Genomic DNA, 22921 nt, shown 5'->3' with positions numbered 1-22921 from the left:
CCCCCACCCACCCCATCGGCCACCCACGTAACAGCACGCAACTTTGCCGATTCCCCCCGTTCTACCAGCGGATTTGTACCTTTCACCGAGCGTCCGCTAATGTTCTGTCTCGCACCACGGAGGCCGGAAACGAGCTCCGGGGAGGCAGAATGCGGATGTAGCGCAGCTGGTAGCGCATCACCTTGCCAAGGTGAGGGTCGCGGGTTCGAATCCCGTCATCCGCTCGAGAGGTAGGGCCAGGCAACATACGCCGTCCCCCTTCGCACGGTGGAGTGGCCGAGTGGTGAGGCAACGGCCTGCAAAGCCGTGCACACGGGTTCGATTCCCGTCTCCACCTCGCGCGATTAGCTCAGCGGGAGAGCGCTTCCCTGACACGGAAGAGGTCACTGGTTCAATCCCAGTATCGCGCACCACCGTAGTACCAGGTCAGAGGCACTTTCCGAGGAAACTCGGAAGGTGCCTTTCCTGCATTCGGCCTCGAACACACAGGCAGACGCAACCCGCACCACCTCCGTGAGACAGCATCACCGCCGGCCGCTGCGCGACCGATCCAAGAGCCGGGTTCACGCGTCGTGAACCGGCCGGAGCCTGACTTGGATAGCCGTGCGTTTGGACAGCGTGTACAGAGAGATGCCGATGGTCGCCACTTCCAGCGAGAGAACGTCTCCGACCTGCGGCCAGTCCTCGGGATTGCGGGGTAAGTGGAGTAAGTCCACAAAGTATCCGGCCGGGCGGTCGTCCGGCGACGGGAAGCTCTGGGTCGCCGAACGGATATCCACGAACAACCCTGTCCTACCCGGCCCCCAAGGCAGGGCAGCCACGGTCCCCGACACACGTGTCCCTACCGGAAGCGGACCGGTGTCGTAGCGGCTGAAGTGACGATGCCGCAGAGCCAGGCTCCATACCTGCTCGAACTCTGCCCTCGCAACATCCACGGCACCCTCCGGAGTACCAACAGGCCCTTCGGCCAGCACTCCGTAAACGGCTTCGTAGAACCGCACGCCCGACAATCCGTACATCTCGCGCACCCGAACAAGTTCGTCAGCCGACGCCGCAACGGACGCTCCACCGACCACACCGTCGATAACCGGGACAGGCACATCAGATACAGGTACGGGCAATGCAGCTACGAACACCGCTTGCCGCAGTACCCACCCGTCATCGCCCACCTCGAGCCAATACCACGCGTCCTCACCAGGAACGTGAAACCGGAACCAGCGCAGCACAAACCGAAGCTACATCATGTCGAAGCGAAGCATCGGCCGCCGTCAGTTCTACGACGAACACGGCAGGTGGGGCCGCCGACAATGGAACTTTCCGGTCGCGCCCGGGGAAGTGCCACATGCGCCGCTGCGCTGCCGGGATGATATGCCGAATCAAGCGTCCACCAGAGTTCCGTACCCCAGCGCGCGATCACGCGCCGCGGTCCGATGGCTGTATAGAGCAGCACTGTGCCAACACAATTCGGGGGATGCCCGGTCTGGAGTTGATCCGAGGAGGTAATGGCGGACGCCGGTTCCGATATCGGCGAACAATCGGCCATTCGAGGCCGGAACGGGAGGAGTGCCATGAGAGGCATCGCGCGCGAAGTCGCCGGCTTGGCCGTTGCCGTGGGCCTGGGCGCCGGCATCTCGCTGGTCGGTAGTGCTGCCGCCGGGGCAGCGCCAGTGGGGTGCGGCATCGACCGGACGCCCACGGCCGCGACGTCGCATTGTGCGGCTGGCGACGGTGTGCACCGGGCGGGTGTCCGGTGCGTCGGCATCATGCCGCTGATAGCGGGGCCTGTGGTGATTCCGGTTCCGGGGCAATGGTCGAGGCCGGGGCCGACGGTCACGCCGGGTATTCCGTCGACCGCGTCTTGCGCTTCCGGGCCGATGGAACTCGGCATCGCGGTCGACGCATGGGTCGATTGCGGCACGCCGCATCCGCAGTGGAGTCACTACATCGACTGGCGTCGCTGCTGAAGACGGTCACTGCTGGACGCGGCACGCCAGGACTCGGCGGCTCACGCGCGTAGCCGACGGGGCTGAGCGGGTCATCTGCGAGAACCCCACGGCCGAGGAGCCGGACGAGGCAATCGGTTGCCGCGGCCACACATTCGCCGGTCGAGGATACCTTCGAGCCGAAGCCGCTCGAACGCATCGGAACCTCCGGACCGGCGGCCGCGGTGCGGGCCGGGTGTCGGAGGGTGCGGATACGCTGTGGCGCACAGTGCCGGAGCCGAGTCAGGGGGTTGTCGCGTGACGATCAGCGCGGAGGTAGCGCAGGGAGCGGCGCCGGATGACGACGATCCCGAATCGCTCGATCTGCGCGACGACATCTCGTTCGAGCTCGAAGAGGTCAACGAGGTGATCGGCGAGTTGATCGCGCTGCGCGCCGACCAGAAGGCCAAGGACGGCGACCTGCTGACGGCGCGGCTCGGTGTCGGTGGCGAGAAGCCCGAAACGCTGGCTCACATCGGCGCCCGCTACGACCTCTCCCGCGACCGGGTGCGGCAACTGCACACCAAAGCGGTCGGGCAGATGATCCGGGCGGCGCAGCTGTCCGGGCATCGCGCCGCCGCGGTACTGTCCGCCCGCTATCCGCTCGACGCAAGAGACCGGCAGCTGGTGCGCGCGCTGCTGGTGGAGACCTACGCGACCGACACCGACATCGCCGCGACCGAGCTGTCGTACCTGAAGCTGCGGCTGGCCGGGCATCCGGCCGAGGACGCCAAGCGGATCGCCGGGTTCGTCGCCCAGCGCATCGCGGCCTGGCAGAAGAAGACCAACCGGCGCTTGGCGAAACTGCACGACGCCGAGCCGCGTGCGACGAGTCAGCTGAATCCCTGGTTGGGGCAGGTGGACTGGCCCGGCACCGGCGCCGCCGCCCCGGTGCCCGCCGCCTCCGCGCGCACCGTGGACAGCGACGACGACGGCCGTGGCCGCTTCTACCTGGACAAGGTCGGTCGTGACGTGCCGTTCGACTCCGGTTTGGAAGCCAGGCTGCTGTGGATTCTCAATGCCAGCGACCGGGTCGAGACCTTCCAGGAGCACCCCGCTGCCGTCAGCTACGACCTCGACGGCGCGCGGCGGGCGCACTATCCGAGCATCGTCGCCCGGCTCACCGACGGCCGCACCGTGCTGATCGACGTCGCGCCACTAGGCCACGTCGGCTTCCACGTCAACCGGGTGAAAGCGGCCGCGGGCCGAGCCCACGCGCACACCAACGGCTGGGGGTGGCTGGTCTGGACCGGCAGCCGCATCGGCGTTCCGGAGCTGCTCGAACGCCCGGTCGACCCCACGAGCGAGCAGGCGCTGCGCGACCTCGTCGCGCGCGGCCCGGTGCACTGGGCCGCGCTTCGCGAGGTGCGCGCGAGGACCGGTCTGGAACTGCTGGACTTCCTCGCGCTGGTGCTGCGCCACGAATGGCGATGGGACCGAGCGCCGTTCCGGCTCAGCGCACCACCATCGCCGCCGCCAGGAACGTGACGATCAGCAGCATCGCGCAGATGGTGATCAGCTGCCAGCGGCCGATGGTCACCTCGAGATTGGCGATCGTATTGCGCAAGGCCTTGTCCAGCCGATCGTGGTCGGCGATCGTGCGCTGAGCGGCGGCGAGGGCGTCGGCCTTCTCCTGCACCGCCAGTTCCGCGCGTTCCAGGCGCGTGGTGAGCTTCAGCAGGTGTTTCTGCTTGTCCCGCAACGACTTTCGCGTCACCGCCAGCGACGTGCGCTGGTTGACCAGTTCCTGACGCTGCCGGGCGATGACCGTGGCCTGCGTCTTCGTGTGGTACTCCCAATCGGTCACGGTGGCCCAGCCTCCTGTCCTCTCGTCCCGATAACCCCAGACGTACTCGCCGCGTACCCAGCCCGCGATGAACTCGCGCACTTCGACCGGCTCGCGCCGCGGCGCAGCCATCGCGTGCGCGGTGTCCAGCACGCCGGTGACCGCGCGGTAGTCACAGGCGGCCGGGGCGAAGTCCGCGATGCCCAGCGCGTGCAGATACGGCACCCAGTATCCGGGTGGGCACAACCACAGGACGTCCGTGCAGCCCGCGGCGCGCAGCCGCTCGGTGTGTTCCTGGGCGAGCCCGCGCTCCAGCGGGCCGCTGCGCACCTCGATCGCGTACACCCGGTCGCCCTTGCGCCAGTACACGTCAACCGGCAGTGTGCCGATGCGTCGATCCACTTCGGCTTCATCGGCCCCATAGGCCAGCAGCCTGCCGCACAACCAGTACTTCAACCGCCGCATATCCCACTGCGCGGCGGCACACTCCGGGCACCCGCAGGCGTACCCGGCCTTGGCACCACGGGTGCGGCCGGAAGCCTCCCCGATACCCAGCTCGGCGAGCATCGCTCGGCGCCCGCAGGCGATTTCCGCCCGCTGCTTCGTTCTCACGCGACCACTCCCCTGCACATACCACCGCAGGCCCGGCGACCTACGCCATAGATCAAGAGTGCGTCAGACTCGGCTACCTCGCCAGCCCGCCTCACCCCGCGCTCGGGTGTGCCACGCGCGAGACCGATCACCGGTGTCGGCGTCGTTCTCTGCGGCACAAGGACTTTCATCATGCCACGGGGCGGCGCCGGACACTTTGGGATCCTTGCATTGACAGTTGCCGCCATCCCGCGACGCGCCCGGCCACAGCGCGGGCGGCGAAATCACGGCGATCCGAGGCCGGAGTCGCGGACGACGCGGATCGGCCGGATAATGACGGATCAGATGCGTCGGCGTTGTTTCCGGACAAACCGGGTCGCCGCGTAATCCGCCTGCGTGGGGGTAATTCCGGGGGCCTAGGCTGCTTCGATCAGGTCAAGGATCGGTGCGGCGCCGCCGATTCTTCGCGAGCCGCGGATGTCCAACTGGGCGGATAGAATCGTCCGGCCGAGTGCGAGCTGGGCCGATACGGGGAAGTGGGTATTGGATGGAGCACGGTCAGCAGACCGGCGAGTCGATCGGCGCGATGTTGTCTGGTATCGCATCGGCTCTCCGAGAGGTCAGCGAGAAGCTGGACGCGGTGGCAGCCCGTATCGATGGCGCACAGGTCGTGGCGAGCGAGCCGACGGTGGAGGGGCGGCTGGCCGAGCTCGAGGCGTGGGCTTTCCGTGCCGGACAGGATATTTCGGGGCTCGACTCCCGGGTGGAGAGCCTGGAATCCGGCGAAGGGCCTGCGCCGGAGGCGCAGCAGCCACCGCGTCCGGCCGTCCCGCTGCCTCGGGCCGCGGGACGGTCGAACGCGCACCGGCAGGAGCGCGTCGGCGCCGAGCCCTCGGGCACCAGCGATACCCGTGAACCGGCGGCTTCCCGCAACGGCGTACGACCGCACAGCACCCCGCGCGAGCCGGTGCACGCGGCGGCCGAATCGAATACCGCCGCCCAGACCGGTTTCACGCCGCCACGCGAGCCTGCGGCTACCACGCTGGAGCCGAACGTCACAGCCGGGCAGAGCTTCACCGCACCGCGCGATCCCGCGTCGAACTTCACCGCCCCTCCGTCACGTGAGCCCGTGCCGACTTTCACCACACCGACGCCGCGGGAACCCGGATCGCCCTTCACCTCCCCGCCACGTGATCCGGGCGCCGGGCAGCAGGAGACGTTCACGTCGGCACGCGAACCCGCCCCTACCTCGTACTCCCCCGGCGAGAATGCCGCGTACGAAAGTATCGTCGCGTCGGCGACGAGCACGAATCACAGCAGCTCGGCGAGCGGCACGACGCCGGACGCACCCGGCACGGGTCTCACCGGAGCGCATCGCGCCAGCGAGGAAGACCGCACGCCGGTCGAGAACACGCACGTGGACAAGCTGCAGGCCATGCTCGACGAGCTCAAGCGCACAGCGGCGGCCCCGCTGGGCCGCTCCGACCTCTTCGGATCGCCGGGCGACTCGGCCCCGAACGGCTATCAGTCCGAGCGCACGGAGGCGCAGCGCAGACCTGCCGACTACCGGCTATCCAGCCCGCCGCCGGTGTCCTGAACGACTTTGACGCGCCGCCGTTTCGGCGGAGCCGCCGCGGCCGAACGCAGCAGAATCTCTTGGACGAGATCGCGCAGCCAGCGATGCCCCCCGTCGGCGGTGTTGCGCGGATGCCACGCCATACCGATGGCGAGTTCGGGCAACGGCAGCGGTATTTCGAACGCGCCCAATCCGATCGCGGGCAGTGTGGCGGCGCTCAGCATCGCGGGCGCCGGACAGACCAGGTCGCTGCCGCGCACCGCGAACAGCGCGCTGGTCAAGGTCGGCACGGTGGCCACCACCCGCCGGGTGCGGCCGTGTAACGCGAGACGGTCATCGATCGGGCCGTGCGAGCGGCCGTTGCGCGAGATACTCAGATGCGGCGCCGCGGCGTACGCGGCCACGGTGACACGATCGGTGACCAAGGGATGGTCGGCGGCGGCCACGCCGATCACGCGGTCGGTGAGCACCCGGCGCACCGTGGTCTCCGGGTCGGTGTGGTCGATCACACCGACCTCGAGGTCGACGCGTCCGTCGCGCAGCGCGGCGGTGCCTTCCAGTGTGTCCGGCAGGAAGCGCAGCGTCACACCCGGCGCCTGCGCCCGCACCGCGGACAGCAGGGGCCCGGCCAGTTCGGTGAGCACCATGTCGCCCGCCTGCACCGCGAACGTCCGGCGCAGTGCCGCCGGGTCGAGCTCGTTGCGCGGCGTCAACAGGGCGCGTCCCTGCTCGACCAGCGTGCTGACCTCATAACGCAATTCCAGTGCCCGTGGTGTCGGCACCAAATTGCGTCCCGCGCGTACGAGCAAAGGGTCCCCGAGCACGCTGCGCAACTTGGCCAGTGTCCGGCTCATCGCGGGCGGAGAGGTGTGTAGGCGCTGCGCGGCCAGGGTGACACTGTTGGTGTCCAGCAGTGCGTCCAGGGCCACGAGGAGATTCATGTCCAGCGCTTCCACCCTTGGATTATCGCCAACGTAACCAGCGACTTCCGGTATTGCGCGGCCGATAACCCAGGGCGAGTTCCACCGGAGCGGCGAGGCCCGGGAGGACTCGCGGAAGCAGTTCGCGACAGACCGGGGCAACGCTTCGTGCGGCGTACCGCCCCGAGCGCCCGTCAGCCCTCTGACCTTCCGATATCCAGGTACCGGGTGATCACGGACCCGGGTGGCCGTCCGGCGGCGACGCCCGCGACGACACGCGAAGCCGGAACACTCGCTCCGTTATCGGGCTACCTTCCCCCGACCGCCAGCTAGCGCGAGGCGGGTTCGGCAGTCGATGCAAATGTGCACAGCACTGCCGGAATCGACCGCTGGAGGGATACCGGCCCTGCGGATCGGACAACCTCGCTGGGTGCGCCGCCGGACGACGGACCCGCAGCGACTCAGCGGCTGACCCGCCCGCTGCCGCCGTCGTACGGAAGCAGTTCCGCTTCGATCGGGACGGCCGGTGGCGCGACCGGCTGTCCACCGGGCTTGCGACGGGTGGCCAGCCCCCGGTAGGACTCCGGCTTCACCCGGCGGAACACCTGTGCCGCGCGGGTGCGCAGCGGCAGCCGGAACTTCAGGTCGGCGAGCATCTCGTCGACGTTCTGGATGGAGAAGGGGGTGACGGCGGTGCCGCGCGCGTGGCGGCCGTGCGTGCGCTCCTCCATCCAGCGCAGCCGGGCGTCGATCTGCTCGGCGAGTTGCTCGGTGGGCGGCAGATCGATCCTGCCGGTGAGCAGCGCGGCGGTCCAGTGCGCGGCGACCTCGGCGTTCAGTGTGCTGATCACCGAGGAGTTGTAACCGGCGAAGGTCAGGTTCGGGACCTCCAGCGGCAGGATCTGGCGGTGCAGGCGGAAGTTGCCGTGCTCGTCGGTCAGCCTGCGCTGGACATACGGCGTGAGGAAGGGCACGCGCTGCTGGAAGCCGGTCGCGCACACCACCACGTCGGCCTGCAGCACCTGCCCGTCGGACAGCCGGACCCCGGGCGCGGCCTTCGGGCCGCCGCCCAGCTCGGTGATCGTGGTGTCCCGGTGCACCGTGATGCGCCCGTTGGCCACCTGCTCGTAGAAGCCTTCGCTGGTGAGGCTGACGGTGCTCTCGGCGATCTCCTCGAACCGCCCGGGGGGCACCAGACCGAGTTCGCGCAGGTGGGAATGCTTGGTAACCAGTTCCTGAAGCAGATCGAAGTTGCTGATCCGTACCGATTCGCCCGGGCCGTCCAGGAACCGATCCATCCAGCGCGGCCGTAGGTAGTGGAAGTGCGCCTCGCCGAAACGGGTGAGCATCAGCCGTTCGTAGTCGATCACTCGCGCCAGCTTGCGCGGCATCTTCCAGAACAGCCGCCGGGCCACCACCGAGGTGGACGCCGCGACCTCGCTCACCGCGGTGGCGATGTCGCAGGCGGACTTGCCGTAGCCGACCACGACCACGGACTTGCCGCGCACCGATTCCAGATCGGTGAACTGCGAGGAGTGATACAGCTGCCCACCGGCCGCGCGGAACCAGTCGGCGCCGTGATAGTCCGGCATCGCCGGGTCGCTGAACACCCCGTTGGCGATCACCAGGTGATCGCACGACGCCCGGTGCACACCGCTTTCGTCGCGAATTTCGAGCAACCAGCCGCTGTCCACCGGATCGGCGGCGATCACCTCGGTGCGCAGTCGCAGATGCTCGGTCAGCCCGAAGTGCTCGGCGTAGGCGGCCAGGTAGGACTGCATGTGCTGTCCGTCGAGGACGCGCGGGTAGTCCGCGGGCATCGGGAAGTCGGAGAAGTGATATGTGGCCTTGGAATTCTGCGTTTGCAGTCCCGGGTATCGCCGCGTCGCACTCCACACGCCACCGACATCGGGTGTGCGGTCGAACACCTCGACCGGGAAACCCTCCTGTTTCAGCACTTTCGCGCAGGCGAGACCTGCGATACCCGCACCGACGATCCCGATGCGGCTTCCGCTTGTCATGCGCAGGAGATTACGTCCCCAGCGGCGCGCAGCAAAGTCGGTCGACCGAATCCGCTCGTCGACGGACCGCTGGCGCACGCACCGCAACAACGGGAAGCTCGTGCAGACCGCGGATCAGAATGCTCTCGCGCGACCGCAGGTCCGCCTCGTCCACGGCGGGCCGCAGCAGCGGATAGCGCCGCACCAGGCTGGTCAGTGCCACGCGAGCCTCCAGCCTGGCCAGTCCGGCGCGAGCAGCACCGGTGCGGCTCCCACCAGGTGGCGAACGCGGCCGTCGCGCTCGCCTACCGCGAACGGGCGGGTGCGGGCTCGCGCGGGTGAGCCGGTGCCGTCCGGCCGGTGCCTCCGCCGTCGTGGTCGACTCGGAGTGGCGATCAGGGGCGGTGGGGACCTTGCAGCGGATGGGCGCGGAAGAAGTCCCACATGATCCGGTTGGCGCTGATCGACATGGTGGTGGTGCCGACCAGCGGCACGGGCGAGGCGACGGATGGATTGCCGGGCCACGTGTGCCCGCCCTCGACGATCGAGTAGAGCTCGACGGCGGCCCCGGGCGGGCACGGGTAACTCGCCAGAGTCACGTCGGCGGCGATCTGCCGCTGGGCGGGATCGGCTCCGCAACCGTTCCGGCGTGCCCACGCCGCCGCCTGTGCCGGAATGGTCTCCGGTCCCGGACCGTCGATCACCGGGCGGCCCGTCCCGGCGTCAGGTTCTACGACCGAGCCGGAGCCGTCGGGCTTCGGCAGAAACCTGGCGTTCGGGCCGATGCCGCCGGTGTAGGCGACGATCGGGTCCGCGGTGCCGTGGAAGGCGACCACGGGCACCGGACGTTCGGGACGGCACCACGCGAAGTCCTGCAGACCGGCCACCGGAGCGATCGCCGCGATCCGATCGGAGAGCTGACATGCCAGCGAGGACGTGGTGAAGGCGCCCATCGACAGACCGGTGACGAAGATCCGGCGCTCGTCGACGCACAGCGACGATTGGACGTGCGACATCAGTTCGGACAGATAGGCGACGTCGCCGCTGGCCTCGCCGAAATCCCAGCGTGGCAGGCCCGGTTGCGCCAGCTGCGGCGTGATCGTCACGAATCCCTCTGCGGCGCCCAGCAGACTGATGCCGCTGCTGACGTGCTCGAGGGCGGCGGGCTCGAGATAACCGTGCAGATCGAACACGACGGGCGCCGGACGGCCCTGGTCGATGCCGGGCACGTCCTGGATGTAGCTGCCGGACCTGTCGCCCGCGGTGAAACTCAACGTCGAGCGTCCCGGTGCGACGGTGGGCGCGGCACAACCCGCGGAGGCTACTGGATCGGGAGACGGGACCCCCTCGTCGGAGCGTGCCGCACCGGGGCCCGCGGTGAGGACCGCTCCTATGGCGACGGCGGTTGTGACGACCGCGCAGGCGCGGCGGAAGGGCAGGCTGGTCCGCTGCGGTAGGCCGCGCACGCGACCGACCCGGTGGCTGGGCTCTGCTGCCCCGAAAGCCATATTCTTGAGCATGAGAAGCATATTCGCACCGATGTTCCGGAAACGGTCTCGCTTCGCGGTTTCCAGCAAGGCTCGGGAGAAATCACGACACCGGAGGGACGTCGGCTGCGCAGGTCCCTGAAAATATAGCTTCCACATTTGGAAGTGACATTCCCCCTAGGGAATATGCTCTGATGGACGTATGAGCAACCTCCCAGTCATCGTCGACCGGGCCGGGCTGTGGGACGCCGAAGCCCTCAGCGACGTCGCGGCTGCGACGTTTCCGCTCGCGTGTCCGCCGGGGGCGACGCCCGACGACATCGAGATCTTCGTCAGCGACGTGCTGTCCGGGGAACGCTTCGGCGAGTATCTGAGCGATCCGGCCCGGATCGTGCTCAAGGCCCTCGCGGACGACGACATCGTCGGCTACGCGATGCTGGTCGCGGGCGACCCCGCCGACCCGGCGGTGGCCGAATCGGTCGGGCTGCACCCGGCGGTGGAGATCAGCAAGATGTACGTGCTGCCCGGCCATCACGGCACCGGGGTGTCCACCGCGCTGATGCTGGCCGCGTTGGACTGGGCGCGCGCGGAGGGATATCCGGGCGTCTGGCTGGGCGTCAACCAGGAGAACGTCCGCGCCCAGCGCTTCTACGCCAAACACGGTTTCGCCGAGGTGGGCACCAAGACATTCACCGTCGGCACCCAGCGGCACCACGACTACGTGCTGCGCCTGGTCTTCTAGGCCGTCCTCACCGCACGAAATCGACGAGCGCGGTGTGGAACTCGGGCCCGACCACCGCCATCAGATGATCACCCGGCACCACGGCGAGTGTGCCGTTCGGCAAGGCCGCGGCCAGCCGCTCGGGCTCGGCGGCGAACGGGTCGTCGGCGCCGGCCAGCACCAGGGCGGGCACCGTGATGTCCGCCAGGGTCTCGATGGGACGGTCGTCGAGACCGGTCGCCACCGCGTGGATGGCGGCCACGTCGGCCCGCACCGCGTCGGCCAGCACCCGGAACATCTTCGCGGTCGGGGACGCGCCCGCGCCGTCCCCGGTCATCGCGGCCTGGAGATCGGGCAGATCGATCACCCGGCGGTCGACGCCCCCGCAGTCCAGCACACCCGACCCGATGCCGCCGACGACCAGGCGCCGCACCCGCGGGTCGGTGGCGGCAACCAGCAGCGAGATCACCCCGCCCATCGAGTACCCGACCTGCACGACCTCCTCGAAGCCGAGTTCGTCGTAGAGCGCGCGCACGTCCTTCGCCATGGCTTCCCACGAGTAGCGGTGCGCCTCGTGCGGCTTGTCGGAACGACCGTGGCCGCGCGCGTCCAGCGACACCACGGTGCGCCCGGCGGACTGCAAGGCGCCGACCACACCGGTGCTCATCCAGTTCGCGTTGGTGTCGGCGACCACACCGTGCTGCAGAACGACCGGAACGCCCGAGCCCTCCCAAACCCGGTAATTGAGTTCCAGGCCGTCCCATGTCTCAAACTTCGTCATGCCGGGATCGTAGTGGACGACACCGCGGCGGGCAGCCGAAGTGGACGCTCGGCCGAGAGCCGCGCTCAGCTCAGCAAACGCGCTCGCAAGGCGGCGACCTGGCGGTCGTCGAGTCGCAGACCATCCCGGACATATGCCGCGAAATCGCCATGGGTCCGATTCACCTGGTCGAAGGCCGCGTCCAGCCAGGACTGCTGCACACCGTTCAGCGGATCGTCCGCACGCGCGTTGCGATACCGGTTGGACAGCAGGTAGTCCTCGGTGACCGTGGCCCGGTCGACACCGAGCAGAGTGAGCAGCACGGCCGCCGCCCAGCCGGTACGGTCCTTGCCCGCGGTGCAGTGGAACAGCACCGCCCCGTCGGCGCCGATGATGTCGCGCAGCACGGAGGCGAATGCCTCGTTCGCGCCCGGCGCGGTGATGAACGCGCGATACAGTCCGTCGCCGCCGGTGAGCGTGGTGGCGACGACTTCCGGCGGCGCATGGCCGATGACGTCGTCCCAGTGCGCGATCGCGCCCGCGGGCACCCGGTCCGGCCCGAGCGCACGCTCGTAGGCCGTCCGCAGGTCGTGGACCGAGCGCACGCGGCGCTCGGTCAGCGCGGCCAGATCCGCGGCGGTCGCGTTGTTCAACTGTCCGGTCCGGTACACCAGGCCGGTGCGCACGATCCTGCCGTCGCCCGTGCGGTATCCGCCGACGTCGCGGGCGTTCTGCACGCCATGCAAACCCAGCGCGGGATCGGCGACGACGGGCGCCGCGGGCGGATCGGCGAGCGCGGTGCCGGCGACCGGCCCGAAGGCGATCGCCAGACCCGTCGCCATGGCGACCGGGGCGCGGAAACGAGGGGTCATACGGCTCTCCGTTTCTTCGGATCTGCGGTGCGTGCGGTCTCGCTGCTGGGCGAACCGCCGAGATCGACTCGCGCTAGGCCGAGACTTCGAACCGCGACAGCGCGAGCAAGCGCGAGATGGCGCGCAGATACTTCTTGCGATAACCGCCCTCGAGCATCTCGGCCGAGAAGATCTCGTCGAGTTTCGCGCCCGACACCGTCACCGGGACGCTCGCGTCGTAGAGCCGGTCGGCCAGCACCACGATGCGCAGCGCCACGGCCTGATCGGTGACCGGGTGCACGTTCGAGACGAACACCGACGACACGCCGGAGATCAGCGCGCCGTACTTCGACGGATGCAGGGTGCTCAGGTGCTTCAGCAGCGCGTCGAACTCGTCGAGGGTGGAACCCGGTGTGCCCGCCGCCCGTTCGGCCAGCACCTCCGGCGCGGTGGGCTCCGGCGCGGGCGGCAGGTCGCGGTGCCGGTAGTCCGGCCCGTCCACCCGCACCGCCTCGAAGATCGCGCCCAGCTTCTTGATCTCGCGCAGGAAATCCTGTGCGGCGAAGCGTCCTTCGCCGAGCTGGCCGGGCAAGGTGTTGGACGTGGCGGCGATCGAGACACCGGCCACGGACAGTTCGGTCAGCAGCCGGGAGACCAGCATCGTGTCGCCCGGATCGTCGAGCTCGAACTCATCGATGCACAGCACGCTGTTGGCCGAGAGCCGCTCCAGGGCGTTGGCGAAGCCGAGCGCGCCCACCAGGTTGGTCAGCTCACCGAACGTGCCGAACGACTTGGGCGCGGGCGAACTGTGGAAGATCGAGGCCAGCAGGTGGGTCTTACCGACGCCGAACCCGCCGTCCAGATACAGGCCGGCGCCGTCGACCTGCTTCTTCTTGCCGAAGATGTTCTTCTTGCGCGCCGCCTTGCTGATCTTGGCGACCTGACCGGCGAACTCCTCGGCCTTGCGCACCGCGGCCGCCTGGCTCGGTTCCTTCGGGTCGGGGATGTAGGAGGCGAAGCTCACCTCGTCGAACATGGGCGGAGGCACCATCTGGGCGACGAGCTGATCGGCCGGGACCTCCGGGTGACGATCGACGAGGCGTTCTTGCATGGACGAAGCCTAGAGACGTGGTGTGATCTGGTCTCATGCAGCGTAGCCACAATGCGATCCAGCTCACAGGACTCAGCCCGGACGACCTCGCGCAGTTGTACGCGTTCCCCACCGGACGCGACCAGCCCTGGGTGCGCGCCAATTTCGTCTCCAGCATCGACGGCGCCGCCACCAGCGGGAACCTGACCGAAGGGCTGGGCACCCCGGCCGACCGCACGGTGTTCATGCTGCTGCGCGAATTGGCGGAGGTGATCGTGGTCGGCGCGGGCACCGTGCGCGCGGAGAACTACGGCGGGGCGCGCACCGACTCGGCGCGCAGGCGTGCGTTCCACGAGCGCGGCATCGGCGGGCATCCCGACGGCGCGCCGCCGCCGATCGCGGTGGTCACCGCGAGCGCGGCGATCGACCCCGCCGCGCGCCTGCTCACCGACACCCGGGTGCCGCCGTTGATCATCACGACCGCCACCGCGCCCGCCGACCGCAAGCAGCGACTGGCGGACGCGGGCGCCGAGGTGATCGAAGCCGGTGACATCGCGGTGACACCCAGCGGCCTGCTGCGCGTGCTCGCCGAGCGCGGCCTGCTGCGCGTGCTGACCGAGGGCGGCCCGCACCTGTTCGGCGAACTGCTCGAGGCCGACGTGGTGGACGAACTCTGCCTGACCACCGCGCCGCTGCTGGTCGGCGGCGCCGCGCGGCGAATCTCGCTGTCGGCGCACGAGTTCCGGGTCCGCATGGTCCGCGCGCACGTCCTGCTGGACGACGACGGCACGATGCTCACCCGGTGGGCCCGTCGATGAAAGAACCGCCCGAACCTGGCAGGCTGTAGCAATGCGCTGGACTCGGGCCGCCGTGCTTGCCGCCACCCTCTCGATCGTGACCGCCGGTTGCGGCGCGGGACCGTCGGATCGTCCCGGCGTCGCGGTGCAGCGCCCGCCCGTGGCGGGCACCGCGCCGACCTCCGCCGCGCCCGCCGCACCGCCGAACGCCGAGCTGCCCAAGACCGACCTCAGCTGGCGGGAGTGCACGCAGTCGACCCTGGACCAGCTCGGGCTCGGCCCCGCCCCCGCCGGAGTGGTGCTCGACTGCGCGGAGTACTCGACCCCGATCGATTCGACGGGCGCCGTGCTGGGCAACTTCCGCGCCGGTGCGATGCGGGCCCGGCTGCCGCAGACACCGACCGATGTGCCGCCGCTGGTGCTCACCTCCGGTTCGGATCGTTCGTCGTCGGCGACCCTGGCCGGATTGGCCGCGGGCCCGGCGTCGGCGCTGCTGGCCGCCCGCCCCATCGTCGCGGTGGACCGGCGCGGCATCGGCACCTCGCAGCCGATCGACTGCCTGCCGCAGGAGATCCGCCGCGGCTTGGCCGACAACGCGCAATCCGGATCGGAGGCGGGCGACCAGGTGGCGCGGATGGTCAAGTTGAGCCAGGACGGCACCATCGCCTGCCGCGACTTCCTGCAGCCCTACGAGGGCACCTTCGACGCGCCGCACGCCGCCGACGACATCGAGCAGTTGCGCAGGCAGTGGCAGGTGGAGCACATCACGCTGCTGGGCACGGGCAACGGCGCGAAGGTCGCGCTCAGTTACGCCCGCAGATACGGCGACCACCTCGCCCGGTTGGTGCTCGACTCCCCCGAGCCGGTCGGCACGGACGCCGTGACCCGCACCGAGCAGTCCGTGCAGGGCGCCGAGGCGGCGCTGACGGCGTTCGCCCAGCGCTGTGTCGGCCTCGGCTGCTCGCTCGGCCCCGACCCCCGCGCCGCGGTCACCGAGCTGGTGAACCGGGCCGGGACCGGCGGGCTCGGCGACATCTCGGCGAACGCGTTGCTCACCGCGCTGTCGGGCTTCCTCGGCAGCCCGCGGGGCGACCAGGTCACCCGGGTCGCCGAACTGTCCGACGCGCTCGCCGCGGCGGGACGCGGCGACCGCGGGCCGCTGAGCAACCTGATCGCGCGCGAAGCCGCGGCCACCGAGAACGACGGCCAGTTCGTCAACCGGTGCACCGACACGCAGCGGCCGCCCACGCCGGACAAGGCCACCGAACTGTCGAGCACGTGGGCGGGCAAGTACCCGGTCTTCGGCAAAGCGGCGGCCATCGCCCTGATGGAGTGCGCGGCCTGGCCGGTGTCGACCGCGCCCCCGCTGCCGGAGAAGCTCGGTCTCCCGGTGCTCGTGCTCGGCGGGGTCGCCGATCCGGTGGTCGGCAACGCCGGTCAATCGTCGGTGACCGGCGCACTCGGATCGGCGGGCGCTCGTTTCGCGGCACTGTCCTGGCAGGGCTTCGGCCATCCGGTATCCACGCACTCCGCCTGCGCGCAGCGGGCCGTGCTCGACTACCTGAAGGATGGCAAACTTCCAGCTGACGGCACCGCCTGCCCAGCCTGAGCCGGGCGTCGGGGGTCCGGGGAGCGGCGCGTCGGGCAGGTCCCGGCAACCACCGGTAACCGATCCGGTGTACCGTGCCCCAGTGTTCCTTCGACAGCTCGAGCCCCGCACTGCTCGCACCACCGCCGAGGTGATCAAGTTCGCACTCTGGCCGCTGGCGGTCATGACGGTGCTCAACCGGGTCTTCATCAAGGCTGTCAACGGCTTCATCACCGACGACTACAAACCGGTCTACCAGGCCTCCCTCGATTTCCTGAACGGGCGCCCGGTCTACACCGCGAATTTCGACTCGGTGGACCCGCATTACCTGTACCCGCCCAGCGGCACCCTGCTGATCGCGCCGATGGCGGCCATCGACTACGAGAAGTCGCGCTGGCTGTTCATCGCCCTCAACGCCATCGCGATCCTCGTCGCGTGGTACCTGCTGCTGCGGCTGTTCCGGTACACGCTGAACTCGGTCGCCGCGCCCGCGCTGCTGCTGGCGATGTTCTCGTCCGAGACCGTGATCAACACGCTGGTGTTCACCAACGTCAACGGCTGTGTGCTGCTGGCGGAGCTGATCTTCATCCACCTGCTGCTGAAACGGCGGGATCTCTGGGCGGGCGCCGCGCTCGGATTGAGTATCGCGGTCAAACCGACGCTGGCTCCCTTGCTGTTGATCGCGCTGGCACGCGGGCAATGGAAAGTGTTCGTGACCGCGCTGGGGGTGCCGCTGGCGCTGACCGCGATCGCCTGGCCGCTGTCGAAGGACCCCGAGAAGTTCCTCACGCGCACCGCGCCCTACATCTTCGAATCCCGCGACTACTTCAACAGCGCGATCGTCGGCAACGGCGAGTACTACGGCCTGCCGCCCTGGCTGACCTGGGGCATGCGCGTGGTGCTCGGCGTGCTTGTGCTGATCTCGCTGTGGCTGCTGTACCGCTACTACCGCGAGGACGAGCTGTTCTTCGTCTGCACCTGCTCCGGCGTACTGCTGACGGCCTCGTTCCTGCTCAGCTCGCTGGGGCAGATGTACTACTCGATGATGCTGTTCCCGTTCCTGATGACGGTGGTGCTGCGCAATTCGGTGCTGCGCAACTGGCCGGCCTGGCTGGCGATCTTCGGGTTCATGAGCTACGACAAGTGGCTGTCGGACCGCTGGCAGCACATCGGTCGCAACCTGGAGTACCTGCGCATCACCTTCGGCTGGGGACTGCTGCTGATCGTCGTGTTCTGCGTGCTCGGCGAGCGTTATCTGGCCGCGCGGCGGGAAGGCAGGCTGCCGTTCGGGCTCGACCCCGAGTGGATGAAGTTCGCACCGGACCCCCGCGGCGACGCGGCGCAACCGCTCGCACCCGCGGCCGGATCCGCCGTCGCGACGGAGACTTCCCGGCCGCACAACGGTTCGGCACCCCTGGAGCAGAATCGTATTAGCGTGGAGCCATGAGTTTCTCCCTGCCCGCGCCGCGCATCCAGCTCTCGCCGCAGGAATGGCGGTCGAAGCTGGACCCCGAGGAATACGCGGTGCTGCGCGAGGCCGCCACCGAGCGGCCGTTCACCGGCGAATACACCGACACCAAAACCGAAGGCGTCTACGTGTGTCGAGCCTGCGGCACCGAACTGTTCCGCAGCACCGAGAAATTCGACTCGCACTGCGGCTGGCCCTCCTTTTTCGATCCGGCGGAGTCCGACGCGGTGATCCTCCGGCCGGACGATTCGCTCGGCATGCACCGGGTCGAAGTGCTGTGCGCGAATTGCCACAGCCACCTCGGCCACGTGTTCGAGGGCGAGGGGTACAACACGCCCACCGACAAGCGCTACTGCATCAACTCCATCGCCCTGCGGCTGCACCCCTCGGACAGCGCAGCGGAGTAACAGCCGACCGCTCATCGGCAGCGTACGGAGCGCCGGCGCTCGGCGCATGCCCCGAAAACTCTGGGCAACCGTGCGCCAGGGGTGACGGCCTCGCTGTGGCGGCGGCTCGCGACACCATCGCATCCGCCGCCGACCAGGCGGGAATCTGTCGGACAGGGCCTAGTTCTCGGGCACGGCGCACCGATCCGTTGCTCCGGACTTTCGCCCTCACCGAGTTGTTCCGGGGGCCGAGACTATCTCGGGCAACTCGTACGCCGTGAGCATCCCGGCCGCGCGGGCGGCGGCGTACCAGCGAACGCCTCCGCACCGGCGCGGCCGTTACCGGCGGTCTACCGACCGGCGATCGGGCGCGCCGAGCGGCACCCGTCGACGGCGCCTCAGGGCAGCGAGGCGATCAGTTTCTCGATCTCCACACGGGGACCGGTGAAGAACGGGATCTCTTCGCGGACGTGCTTCCGGGCGTCGGTGGCCCGCAGGTCGCGCATCAGGTCGACGATGCGGTGCAGTTCGGGCGCCTCGAAGGCCAGGATCCACTCGTAGTCGCCGAGCGCGAACGAGCTGACCGTGTTGGCCCGCACGTCCGGATACCCCCGCGCGGCCTTGCCGTGTTCGGCCAGCATCCGGCGGCGCTCGTCGTCGGGCAACAGGTACCAGTCGTAGGACCGGACGAACGGGTACACACAGATGTAGGCCCCCGGGTCCTCCCCCGCCAGGAACGCCGGGATGTGGCTCTTGTTGAACTCGGCCGGACGGTGCAGCGCCACGTTGCTCCAGACCGGCGCGCTTGCCCGGCCGAGTTCGGTGCTGCGGCGGAAATCGGCGTAGGCGGCCTGCAGGTCCTCGACGCGTTCGGCGTGCGTCCAGATCATGAAATCGGCGTCGGCGCGCATCCCCGCCACGTCGTAGATGCCGCGGACCACGACGTCGCGGTCGGCCAGACCGTCGAAGAACGCCCTGGCCTCCTTGGTCGCGGCGTCCCGGTCCTCGCCCAGCACTCCGGGCTGCACCTGGAAGACCGAGAACATCAGGTAGCGGATGGTGGAGTTGAGAGCCTCATAGTCGAGTCGCGCCATAGCACTATCGTGCCACTCGCCCGGCAGCACCCGGCGTGCTGGGCAGGCGCCGGAGCACGGCGCACGCTCGCCCGGTGGCAACGCTCGGCTGTTCGGACCTCACCACACGAGATCTGCGACGGCACCGACGACAGCAGCGGGCGGACTTCCGCAGCGCAGTGGACTCGGTGCGTCGGTCGCCGCCGTGGCGAAGAACTCGACGCGCAACTGCCCGCACCGACTCCCCGCGACACGGATCGCACCGAAGCGAATCGGCCCGACACGCAGTGCCCGCGCCGACTCACCACAACACGAACCGCATCGAAGCGGCTCAACGCGTGGTGTTCGCGCCGACTTGTGCGGCGATGCGGTGCGCGGCGGCGGCGCCGGAGGCGACGCACGCGGGTACGCCGACGCCGTGCAGGTACGCACCGGCCACGGCCAAGCCGTCGAGCGCCGCGACCTCGGCTTCGACCGCGGCGATACGGGCGGTGTGGCCGGGCGCGTACTGGGCGAGTCCACCCGGCCAGCGCCGGACGACCGCCGCGACCGGCTCGATGGCGACCCCGGTGACGGTGGCCAGGTCCTCGGTGGCGGCGGTGACGAGCTCGGTATCGGGCCACGACAGCGGGGAGTCGTCGCCGAACTTGCCGAAGGAGACTCGGACGAGAGCTGTCTCGCGTTGCGCGAGATGCGTCCATTTGCGGCTGGAGAGGGTGAACGCTTTGGCGCGCAGCGGCTCTCCGGTGGCCACCAGGATGCCGGAGTTCCGCGGCAAGGCGGTCTCGCGTGGCAGCGCGAGCGCCACCACTACCGACGAGGACAGTTCGACACCCGACAGTTCCGCCGCCGCGGCGGGGGCGACGGTCTTCAGCAGCCGCGCGGTCACCGGAGCCGGGGTGGCGAGCACTACGGCGTCGACGGCGCCGATCGGGTCGACCACCCAGCCACGCAGCCCCCTGGCCAGCCGCGTTCCCGGTGTCGCGGTGACGAATCGCGCCCCGGAGCGTTCGGCGAGTGCCTCGAGCAGCACCCGGTAACCGTCGCGGATTCCGCCGAAGACCGGCGCGTTCGACGGCGGCGGCAACGCGGCGCCGACAGCGGCGGTGAGGCTGGGCGCACCCCCGTCCAGCGCCGCGGCCAGCGTGGGCAGCGCGGCCCGCACGCCGATGGAACGGGAGCTGCCCGCGTACACGCCGCCGAGCAGCGGGTCTACGCTGCGCTCGGCGACCTGCGCGCCGAATCGGTCCGCGACCAGGCGATAGACGTCGATATCGGCCCCGGACTCCCAGGTGAGGGGGCGGTCGGGCTCGGTGGCGATCCGCGCCAGTGTGGCGTCGTCGACCAGCCCCCGCATCGACTCGGCGTTCGCCGGGACACCCATCAGCGTGCCTTCCGGCATCGGATGCGCCGCCCCGGACGACCACACCAACGGCCGCAGCCCGGCTGGAGTCACCAACTGCGACTCCAGCCCGAGTTCACTCAGCAGCGCGGGCACTTCCGGCCGTCGCCCGACGAACGCTTCGGCCCCGAGATCCAGTGGCTCTCCGGCCAATTCACCGGTGTAGAGGATGCCGCCGACCCGCTCGGCCCGTTCGAGCACGAGCACGTCGGCATCCGGTCCGAGTGCCGTCCGCAGCCGATACGCGGCTACCAGCCCACTGATTCCGCCGCCGACCACCGCGATACGCATACCTCGACGGTATCGTGCGCCGCGAGGATGTCCGCCCAACGGTCGCCGCCCTATGACCAGCGGCACATCCCCGACCGCGTGGACTCGCTTCGCCGGTCGAAGTCCCACCCTTCACGACTCGAGCGCATCCTCCACGCGCGGATCGGCGACGCCGCATGCGCGCTGATCAATGCCCGCCTCCGGCGAACGTCATCTCGAGCGCTCGGCCTCCACGCCCATTTTGCGGCGCCTGCGCGCTCAGAGTGTGTGGACGAGCTCCACCAAGGCGGTCAGCACGCCCGGGTCGGTCTCCGGCAGCACCCCGTGGCCCAGGTTGAAGATGTGACCGGAGGCGCCGAGCGTGATCGCCTCGTCCGCCTCGCGCGCGATCCGCCGCGCCTGCGCCTCGACCGCCTCCGGCCCGGCGAACAGCACGGCGGGATCGAGATTGCCCTGCAACGCTTTGCCGGGGCCGACTCGGCGGACGGCCTCGGTCAGCGGCACCCGCCAGTCGACACCGACCACGTCGGCGCCCGCCTCGCCCATGGCGCCGAGCAGCTCGCCGGTGCCCACCCCGAAGTGGATCCGCGGCACCCCCGCGTCCGCGATCTCGGCGAACACCCGCTCCGAATGCGGCAGCACGAACCGGCGGTAGTCGGCCAGCGAGAGCGCACCCGCCCAGGAGTCGAACAGTTGTACCGCGTCGACACCCGCCGCCAGCTGGGCCTGCAGGAACGCGATGGTGATGTCGGTGAGCACGCCCAGCAGCGCGTGCCAGGTCTGCGGGTCGGCGTACATCATCGCCTTGGTGCGCTCATGGTTCTTGCTGGGGCCGCCCTCGACCAGGTAGGAGGCGAGGGTGAACGGCGCGCCCGCGAACCCGATCAGCGGCGTCTCCCCCAGAGCGTCGAGCAGCAGCCGAACGCCGTCGGTGACGGCCCCGACCTCCTCGGGCCGCAACCGGGGCAGTGCGCGCACGTCGTCGACCGTCCGCACGGGCGCGGCGACCACCGGCCCCACCCCCGGCACGATGTCCAGATCGATCCCCGCCGCTTTGAGCGGAACGACGATGTCGGAGAACAGAATCGCGGCGTCGACCTGGTGCCTGCGGATCGGCTGCAGGGTGATCTCGCACACCAGCTCCGGATCGAAGCAGGACTCGAGCATTCCGATGCCCGCGCGCACCTCGCGGTATTCGGGCAGCGAGCGTCCGGCCTGGCGCATGAACCACACCGGACGCCTGCTGGGCGTCGCGCCGGTAGCGGCGGCCAGGAACGGGGCATCGGTCAACCGGCGACGGGTATGAGTGCTCATCACGGCTATCGTATGCGGGCCCGCGCGCAGGGGCGGACGCGGAGGCGGCGGAGATGACCGCATAGTCACCGCATCGCCCGTAGCGGCGCGCCTCCGACTGCGCCGGGTGCACAAGGTCTACCGTCAGCATTCGTGACACCGCTCGACTTCCGCGACGGCGCCGCACCGACCGAAGGACCCCATGGCGAGCCAGCTCGATTTCGCGCCGCGGTCGAGGCGATGGGCACCGCAACCGTGCACCCTCGGATCGAGCTCGCGCCCATCCGGCCACCGCAACGACTCGCACCGTACTCCTACGCCATCGGCGCGGAGGTCGCTCATCCGGAAACCCCCGTCGTGCCCGAGGATTCCGAAGGCGACGCGTTCGGCAGACTGATCCTGCTGCACGATCCGGACGGCGACGACACCTGGCACGGCACCCTCCGCCTGGTCGCCTACATCCAGGCCGACATCGATGCCGCGCTCGCCACCGACCCCCTACTGCCCGAGGTGGCGTGGAGCTGGCTGGTGGACGCGCTGGAGTCGCGAGCCGAACCGTTCACCGCGCTCGGCGGCACGGTGACCTCGACCAGCTCGGTGCGCTACGGGGACATCGCCGGGCCCCCGCGCGCCCATCAGCTGGAACTACGCGCCTCGTGGACGCCCGTCACCACCGATCTGCGCCCGCACCTCGAGGCGTTCTGCGAGGTCTTGGCCTACGCGGCCGGGCTCCCGCCGGCCGGGGTGACCCAGCTCCAGGTACCGCCCGGTCTGTCCCGCGATCACCCCTGAGCACGCCTCCGGCATGGGGTGACCTGCCCCGGACCGCCGTTGCCCGGTCCAGCGGGCGCGTCGCGCCCGAGCCGCCGACACACTTATG

Annotated in this window: 21 protein-coding genes and 3 tRNA genes; 12 read left to right on the top strand and 12 right to left on the bottom strand. The window is 69.7% G+C overall.

What is annotated here, in order from left to right; all coding sequences use genetic code 11:
• The first annotated feature begins 151 nt into the window (after positions 1-151).
• The 3 genes from HOV91_RS19630 to HOV91_RS19620 all read left to right on the top strand — a co-directional run bounded on the left by HOV91_RS19630 (position 152) and on the right by HOV91_RS19620 (position 413).
• Positions 152-224, top strand: a tRNA-Gly gene (locus tag HOV91_RS19630).
• A gap of 42 nt (positions 225-266) precedes the next feature.
• A tRNA-Cys gene (locus HOV91_RS19625) sits at positions 267-337 on the top strand.
• 1 nt (position 338) lies between these two features.
• Positions 339-413, top strand: a tRNA-Val gene (locus tag HOV91_RS19620).
• A gap of 150 nt (positions 414-563) precedes the next feature.
• Here HOV91_RS19620 and HOV91_RS19615 read toward each other — a convergent pair.
• Positions 564-1226 carry a hypothetical protein gene (locus HOV91_RS19615; RefSeq protein WP_174186850.1) on the bottom strand — a complete coding sequence of 221 codons (663 nt, stop codon included), beginning with the start codon at positions 1224-1226 and terminating at the stop codon, positions 564-566.
• A 342-nt stretch (positions 1227-1568) separates the two neighbouring features.
• Between HOV91_RS19615 and HOV91_RS19610 the strand changes: the two genes are divergently transcribed.
• Both HOV91_RS19610 and HOV91_RS19605 read left to right on the top strand, forming a co-directional pair.
• Positions 1569-1964 (top strand): hypothetical protein, encoded by a 396-nt coding sequence (locus HOV91_RS19610; protein ID WP_174186849.1) that lies wholly within the window; start codon positions 1569-1571, stop codon positions 1962-1964.
• Positions 1965-2240: 276 nt separating this feature from the next.
• Entirely contained in the window at positions 2241-3470 is a 1230-nt protein-coding gene (locus tag HOV91_RS19605; protein WP_312884704.1) for a sigma factor-like helix-turn-helix DNA-binding protein, read from the top strand.
• On the opposite strand, the gene HOV91_RS19600 is transcribed toward HOV91_RS19605, so the two are convergent.
• Positions 3436-4380: a hypothetical protein gene (locus HOV91_RS19600; protein WP_312884703.1), complete on the bottom strand. Its 945-nt coding sequence runs from the start codon at positions 4378-4380 to the stop codon at positions 3436-3438. The genes HOV91_RS19605 and HOV91_RS19600 overlap by 35 nt on opposite strands.
• Before the next feature lie 526 nt (positions 4381-4906).
• Between HOV91_RS19600 and HOV91_RS19595 the strand changes: the two genes are divergently transcribed.
• Positions 4907-5956 carry a hypothetical protein gene (locus HOV91_RS19595; RefSeq protein WP_174186848.1) on the top strand — a complete coding sequence of 350 codons (1050 nt, stop codon included), beginning with the start codon at positions 4907-4909 and terminating at the stop codon, positions 5954-5956.
• Here the strand turns inward: HOV91_RS19595 and HOV91_RS19590 are convergent.
• The 4 genes from HOV91_RS19590 to HOV91_RS19575 form a co-directional block, all read right to left on the bottom strand.
• Positions 5923-6882 carry a LysR family transcriptional regulator gene (locus tag HOV91_RS19590; protein WP_217440784.1) on the bottom strand — a complete coding sequence of 320 codons (960 nt, stop codon included), beginning with the start codon at positions 6880-6882 and terminating at the stop codon, positions 5923-5925. The two genes, HOV91_RS19595 and HOV91_RS19590, sit on opposite strands and share 34 nt — an antisense overlap.
• Before the next feature lie 434 nt (positions 6883-7316).
• Positions 7317-8876: a flavin-containing monooxygenase gene (locus tag HOV91_RS19585; protein ID WP_174186846.1), complete on the bottom strand. Its 1560-nt coding sequence runs from the start codon at positions 8874-8876 to the stop codon at positions 7317-7319.
• 10 nt (positions 8877-8886) lie between these two features.
• Entirely contained in the window at positions 8887-9078 is a 192-nt protein-coding gene (locus HOV91_RS19580; RefSeq protein WP_174186845.1) for a hypothetical protein, read from the bottom strand.
• Between the two features lie 172 nt (positions 9079-9250).
• The gene (locus HOV91_RS19575) at positions 9251-10375 is read right to left on the bottom strand and encodes a CE1 family esterase (protein WP_174186844.1); all 1125 of its coding nucleotides are present in this window, start codon (positions 10373-10375) and stop codon (positions 9251-9253) included.
• A 169-nt stretch (positions 10376-10544) separates the two neighbouring features.
• Here HOV91_RS19575 and HOV91_RS19570 point away from each other — a divergent pair, with 169 nt between their 5' ends.
• Positions 10545-11084: a GNAT family N-acetyltransferase gene (locus HOV91_RS19570; protein ID WP_174186843.1), complete on the top strand. Its 540-nt coding sequence runs from the start codon at positions 10545-10547 to the stop codon at positions 11082-11084.
• 7 nt (positions 11085-11091) lie between these two features.
• Here the strand turns inward: HOV91_RS19570 and HOV91_RS19565 are convergent, their stop codons facing one another.
• The 3 genes from HOV91_RS19565 to zapE all read right to left on the bottom strand — a co-directional run bounded on the left by HOV91_RS19565 (position 11092) and on the right by zapE (position 13785).
• Positions 11092-11844: an alpha/beta fold hydrolase gene (locus HOV91_RS19565; RefSeq protein ID WP_174186842.1), complete on the bottom strand. Its 753-nt coding sequence runs from the start codon at positions 11842-11844 to the stop codon at positions 11092-11094.
• A 65-nt stretch (positions 11845-11909) separates the two neighbouring features.
• Positions 11910-12695, bottom strand: a complete 786-nt coding sequence (locus tag HOV91_RS19560; RefSeq protein WP_174186841.1) for a tyrosine-protein phosphatase — start codon at positions 12693-12695, stop codon at positions 11910-11912.
• Positions 12696-12768: 73 nt separating this feature from the next.
• Positions 12769-13785, bottom strand: a complete 1017-nt coding sequence (gene zapE, locus HOV91_RS19555; RefSeq protein ID WP_174186840.1) for a cell division protein ZapE — start codon at positions 13783-13785, stop codon at positions 12769-12771.
• 35 nt (positions 13786-13820) lie between these two features.
• On the opposite strand from zapE, the gene HOV91_RS19550 reads away from it, so the two are divergent.
• The 4 genes from HOV91_RS19550 (at position 13821) to msrB (ending at position 18024) form a co-directional block, all read left to right on the top strand.
• Complete coding sequence (locus HOV91_RS19550; protein WP_174186839.1) at positions 13821-14582, top strand: pyrimidine reductase family protein; 762 nt, start codon at positions 13821-13823, stop codon at positions 14580-14582.
• A gap of 31 nt (positions 14583-14613) precedes the next feature.
• Complete coding sequence (locus tag HOV91_RS19545; RefSeq protein ID WP_174186838.1) at positions 14614-16170, top strand: alpha/beta hydrolase; 1557 nt, start codon at positions 14614-14616, stop codon at positions 16168-16170.
• A gap of 82 nt (positions 16171-16252) precedes the next feature.
• Positions 16253-17596 (top strand): glycosyltransferase family 87 protein, encoded by a 1344-nt coding sequence (locus HOV91_RS19540; protein WP_312884702.1) that lies wholly within the window; start codon positions 16253-16255, stop codon positions 17594-17596.
• Positions 17593-18024 carry a peptide-methionine (R)-S-oxide reductase MsrB gene (gene msrB / locus HOV91_RS19535; protein WP_174186836.1) on the top strand — a complete coding sequence of 144 codons (432 nt, stop codon included), beginning with the start codon at positions 17593-17595 and terminating at the stop codon, positions 18022-18024. The genes HOV91_RS19540 and msrB overlap by 4 nt, the downstream gene beginning before the upstream one ends.
• Positions 18025-18401: 377 nt before the next feature.
• On the opposite strand, the gene hemQ is transcribed toward msrB, so the two are convergent.
• The 3 genes from hemQ to hemE all read right to left on the bottom strand — a co-directional run bounded on the left by hemQ (position 18402) and on the right by hemE (position 22062).
• Positions 18402-19097 carry a hydrogen peroxide-dependent heme synthase gene (hemQ, locus tag HOV91_RS19530; protein WP_174186835.1) on the bottom strand — a complete coding sequence of 232 codons (696 nt, stop codon included), beginning with the start codon at positions 19095-19097 and terminating at the stop codon, positions 18402-18404.
• A 310-nt stretch (positions 19098-19407) separates the two neighbouring features.
• A complete protein-coding gene (locus HOV91_RS19525) occupies positions 19408-20769 on the bottom strand; it encodes a protoporphyrinogen oxidase (protein WP_174186834.1) in 1362 nt (453 codons plus the stop codon).
• Positions 20770-21006: 237 nt separating this feature from the next.
• Positions 21007-22062, bottom strand: coding sequence for a uroporphyrinogen decarboxylase (gene hemE / locus HOV91_RS19520; protein WP_217440759.1), 1056 nt, complete (start codon positions 22060-22062; stop codon positions 21007-21009).
• A gap of 132 nt (positions 22063-22194) precedes the next feature.
• On the opposite strand from hemE, the gene HOV91_RS19515 reads away from it, so the two are divergent.
• Positions 22195-22833, top strand: a complete 639-nt coding sequence (locus HOV91_RS19515) for a DUF3000 domain-containing protein (protein ID WP_174186833.1) — start codon at positions 22195-22197, stop codon at positions 22831-22833.
• Positions 22834-22921: the final 88 nt, after the last annotated feature.

The organism is Nocardia barduliensis (assembly GCF_013315795.1).
GTDB lineage: Bacteria > Actinomycetota > Actinomycetes > Mycobacteriales > Mycobacteriaceae > Nocardia > Nocardia barduliensis.
The sequence above is the reverse complement of the archived record's forward strand: the minus strand, read 5'-3'. Positions and strand labels throughout refer to the sequence as shown.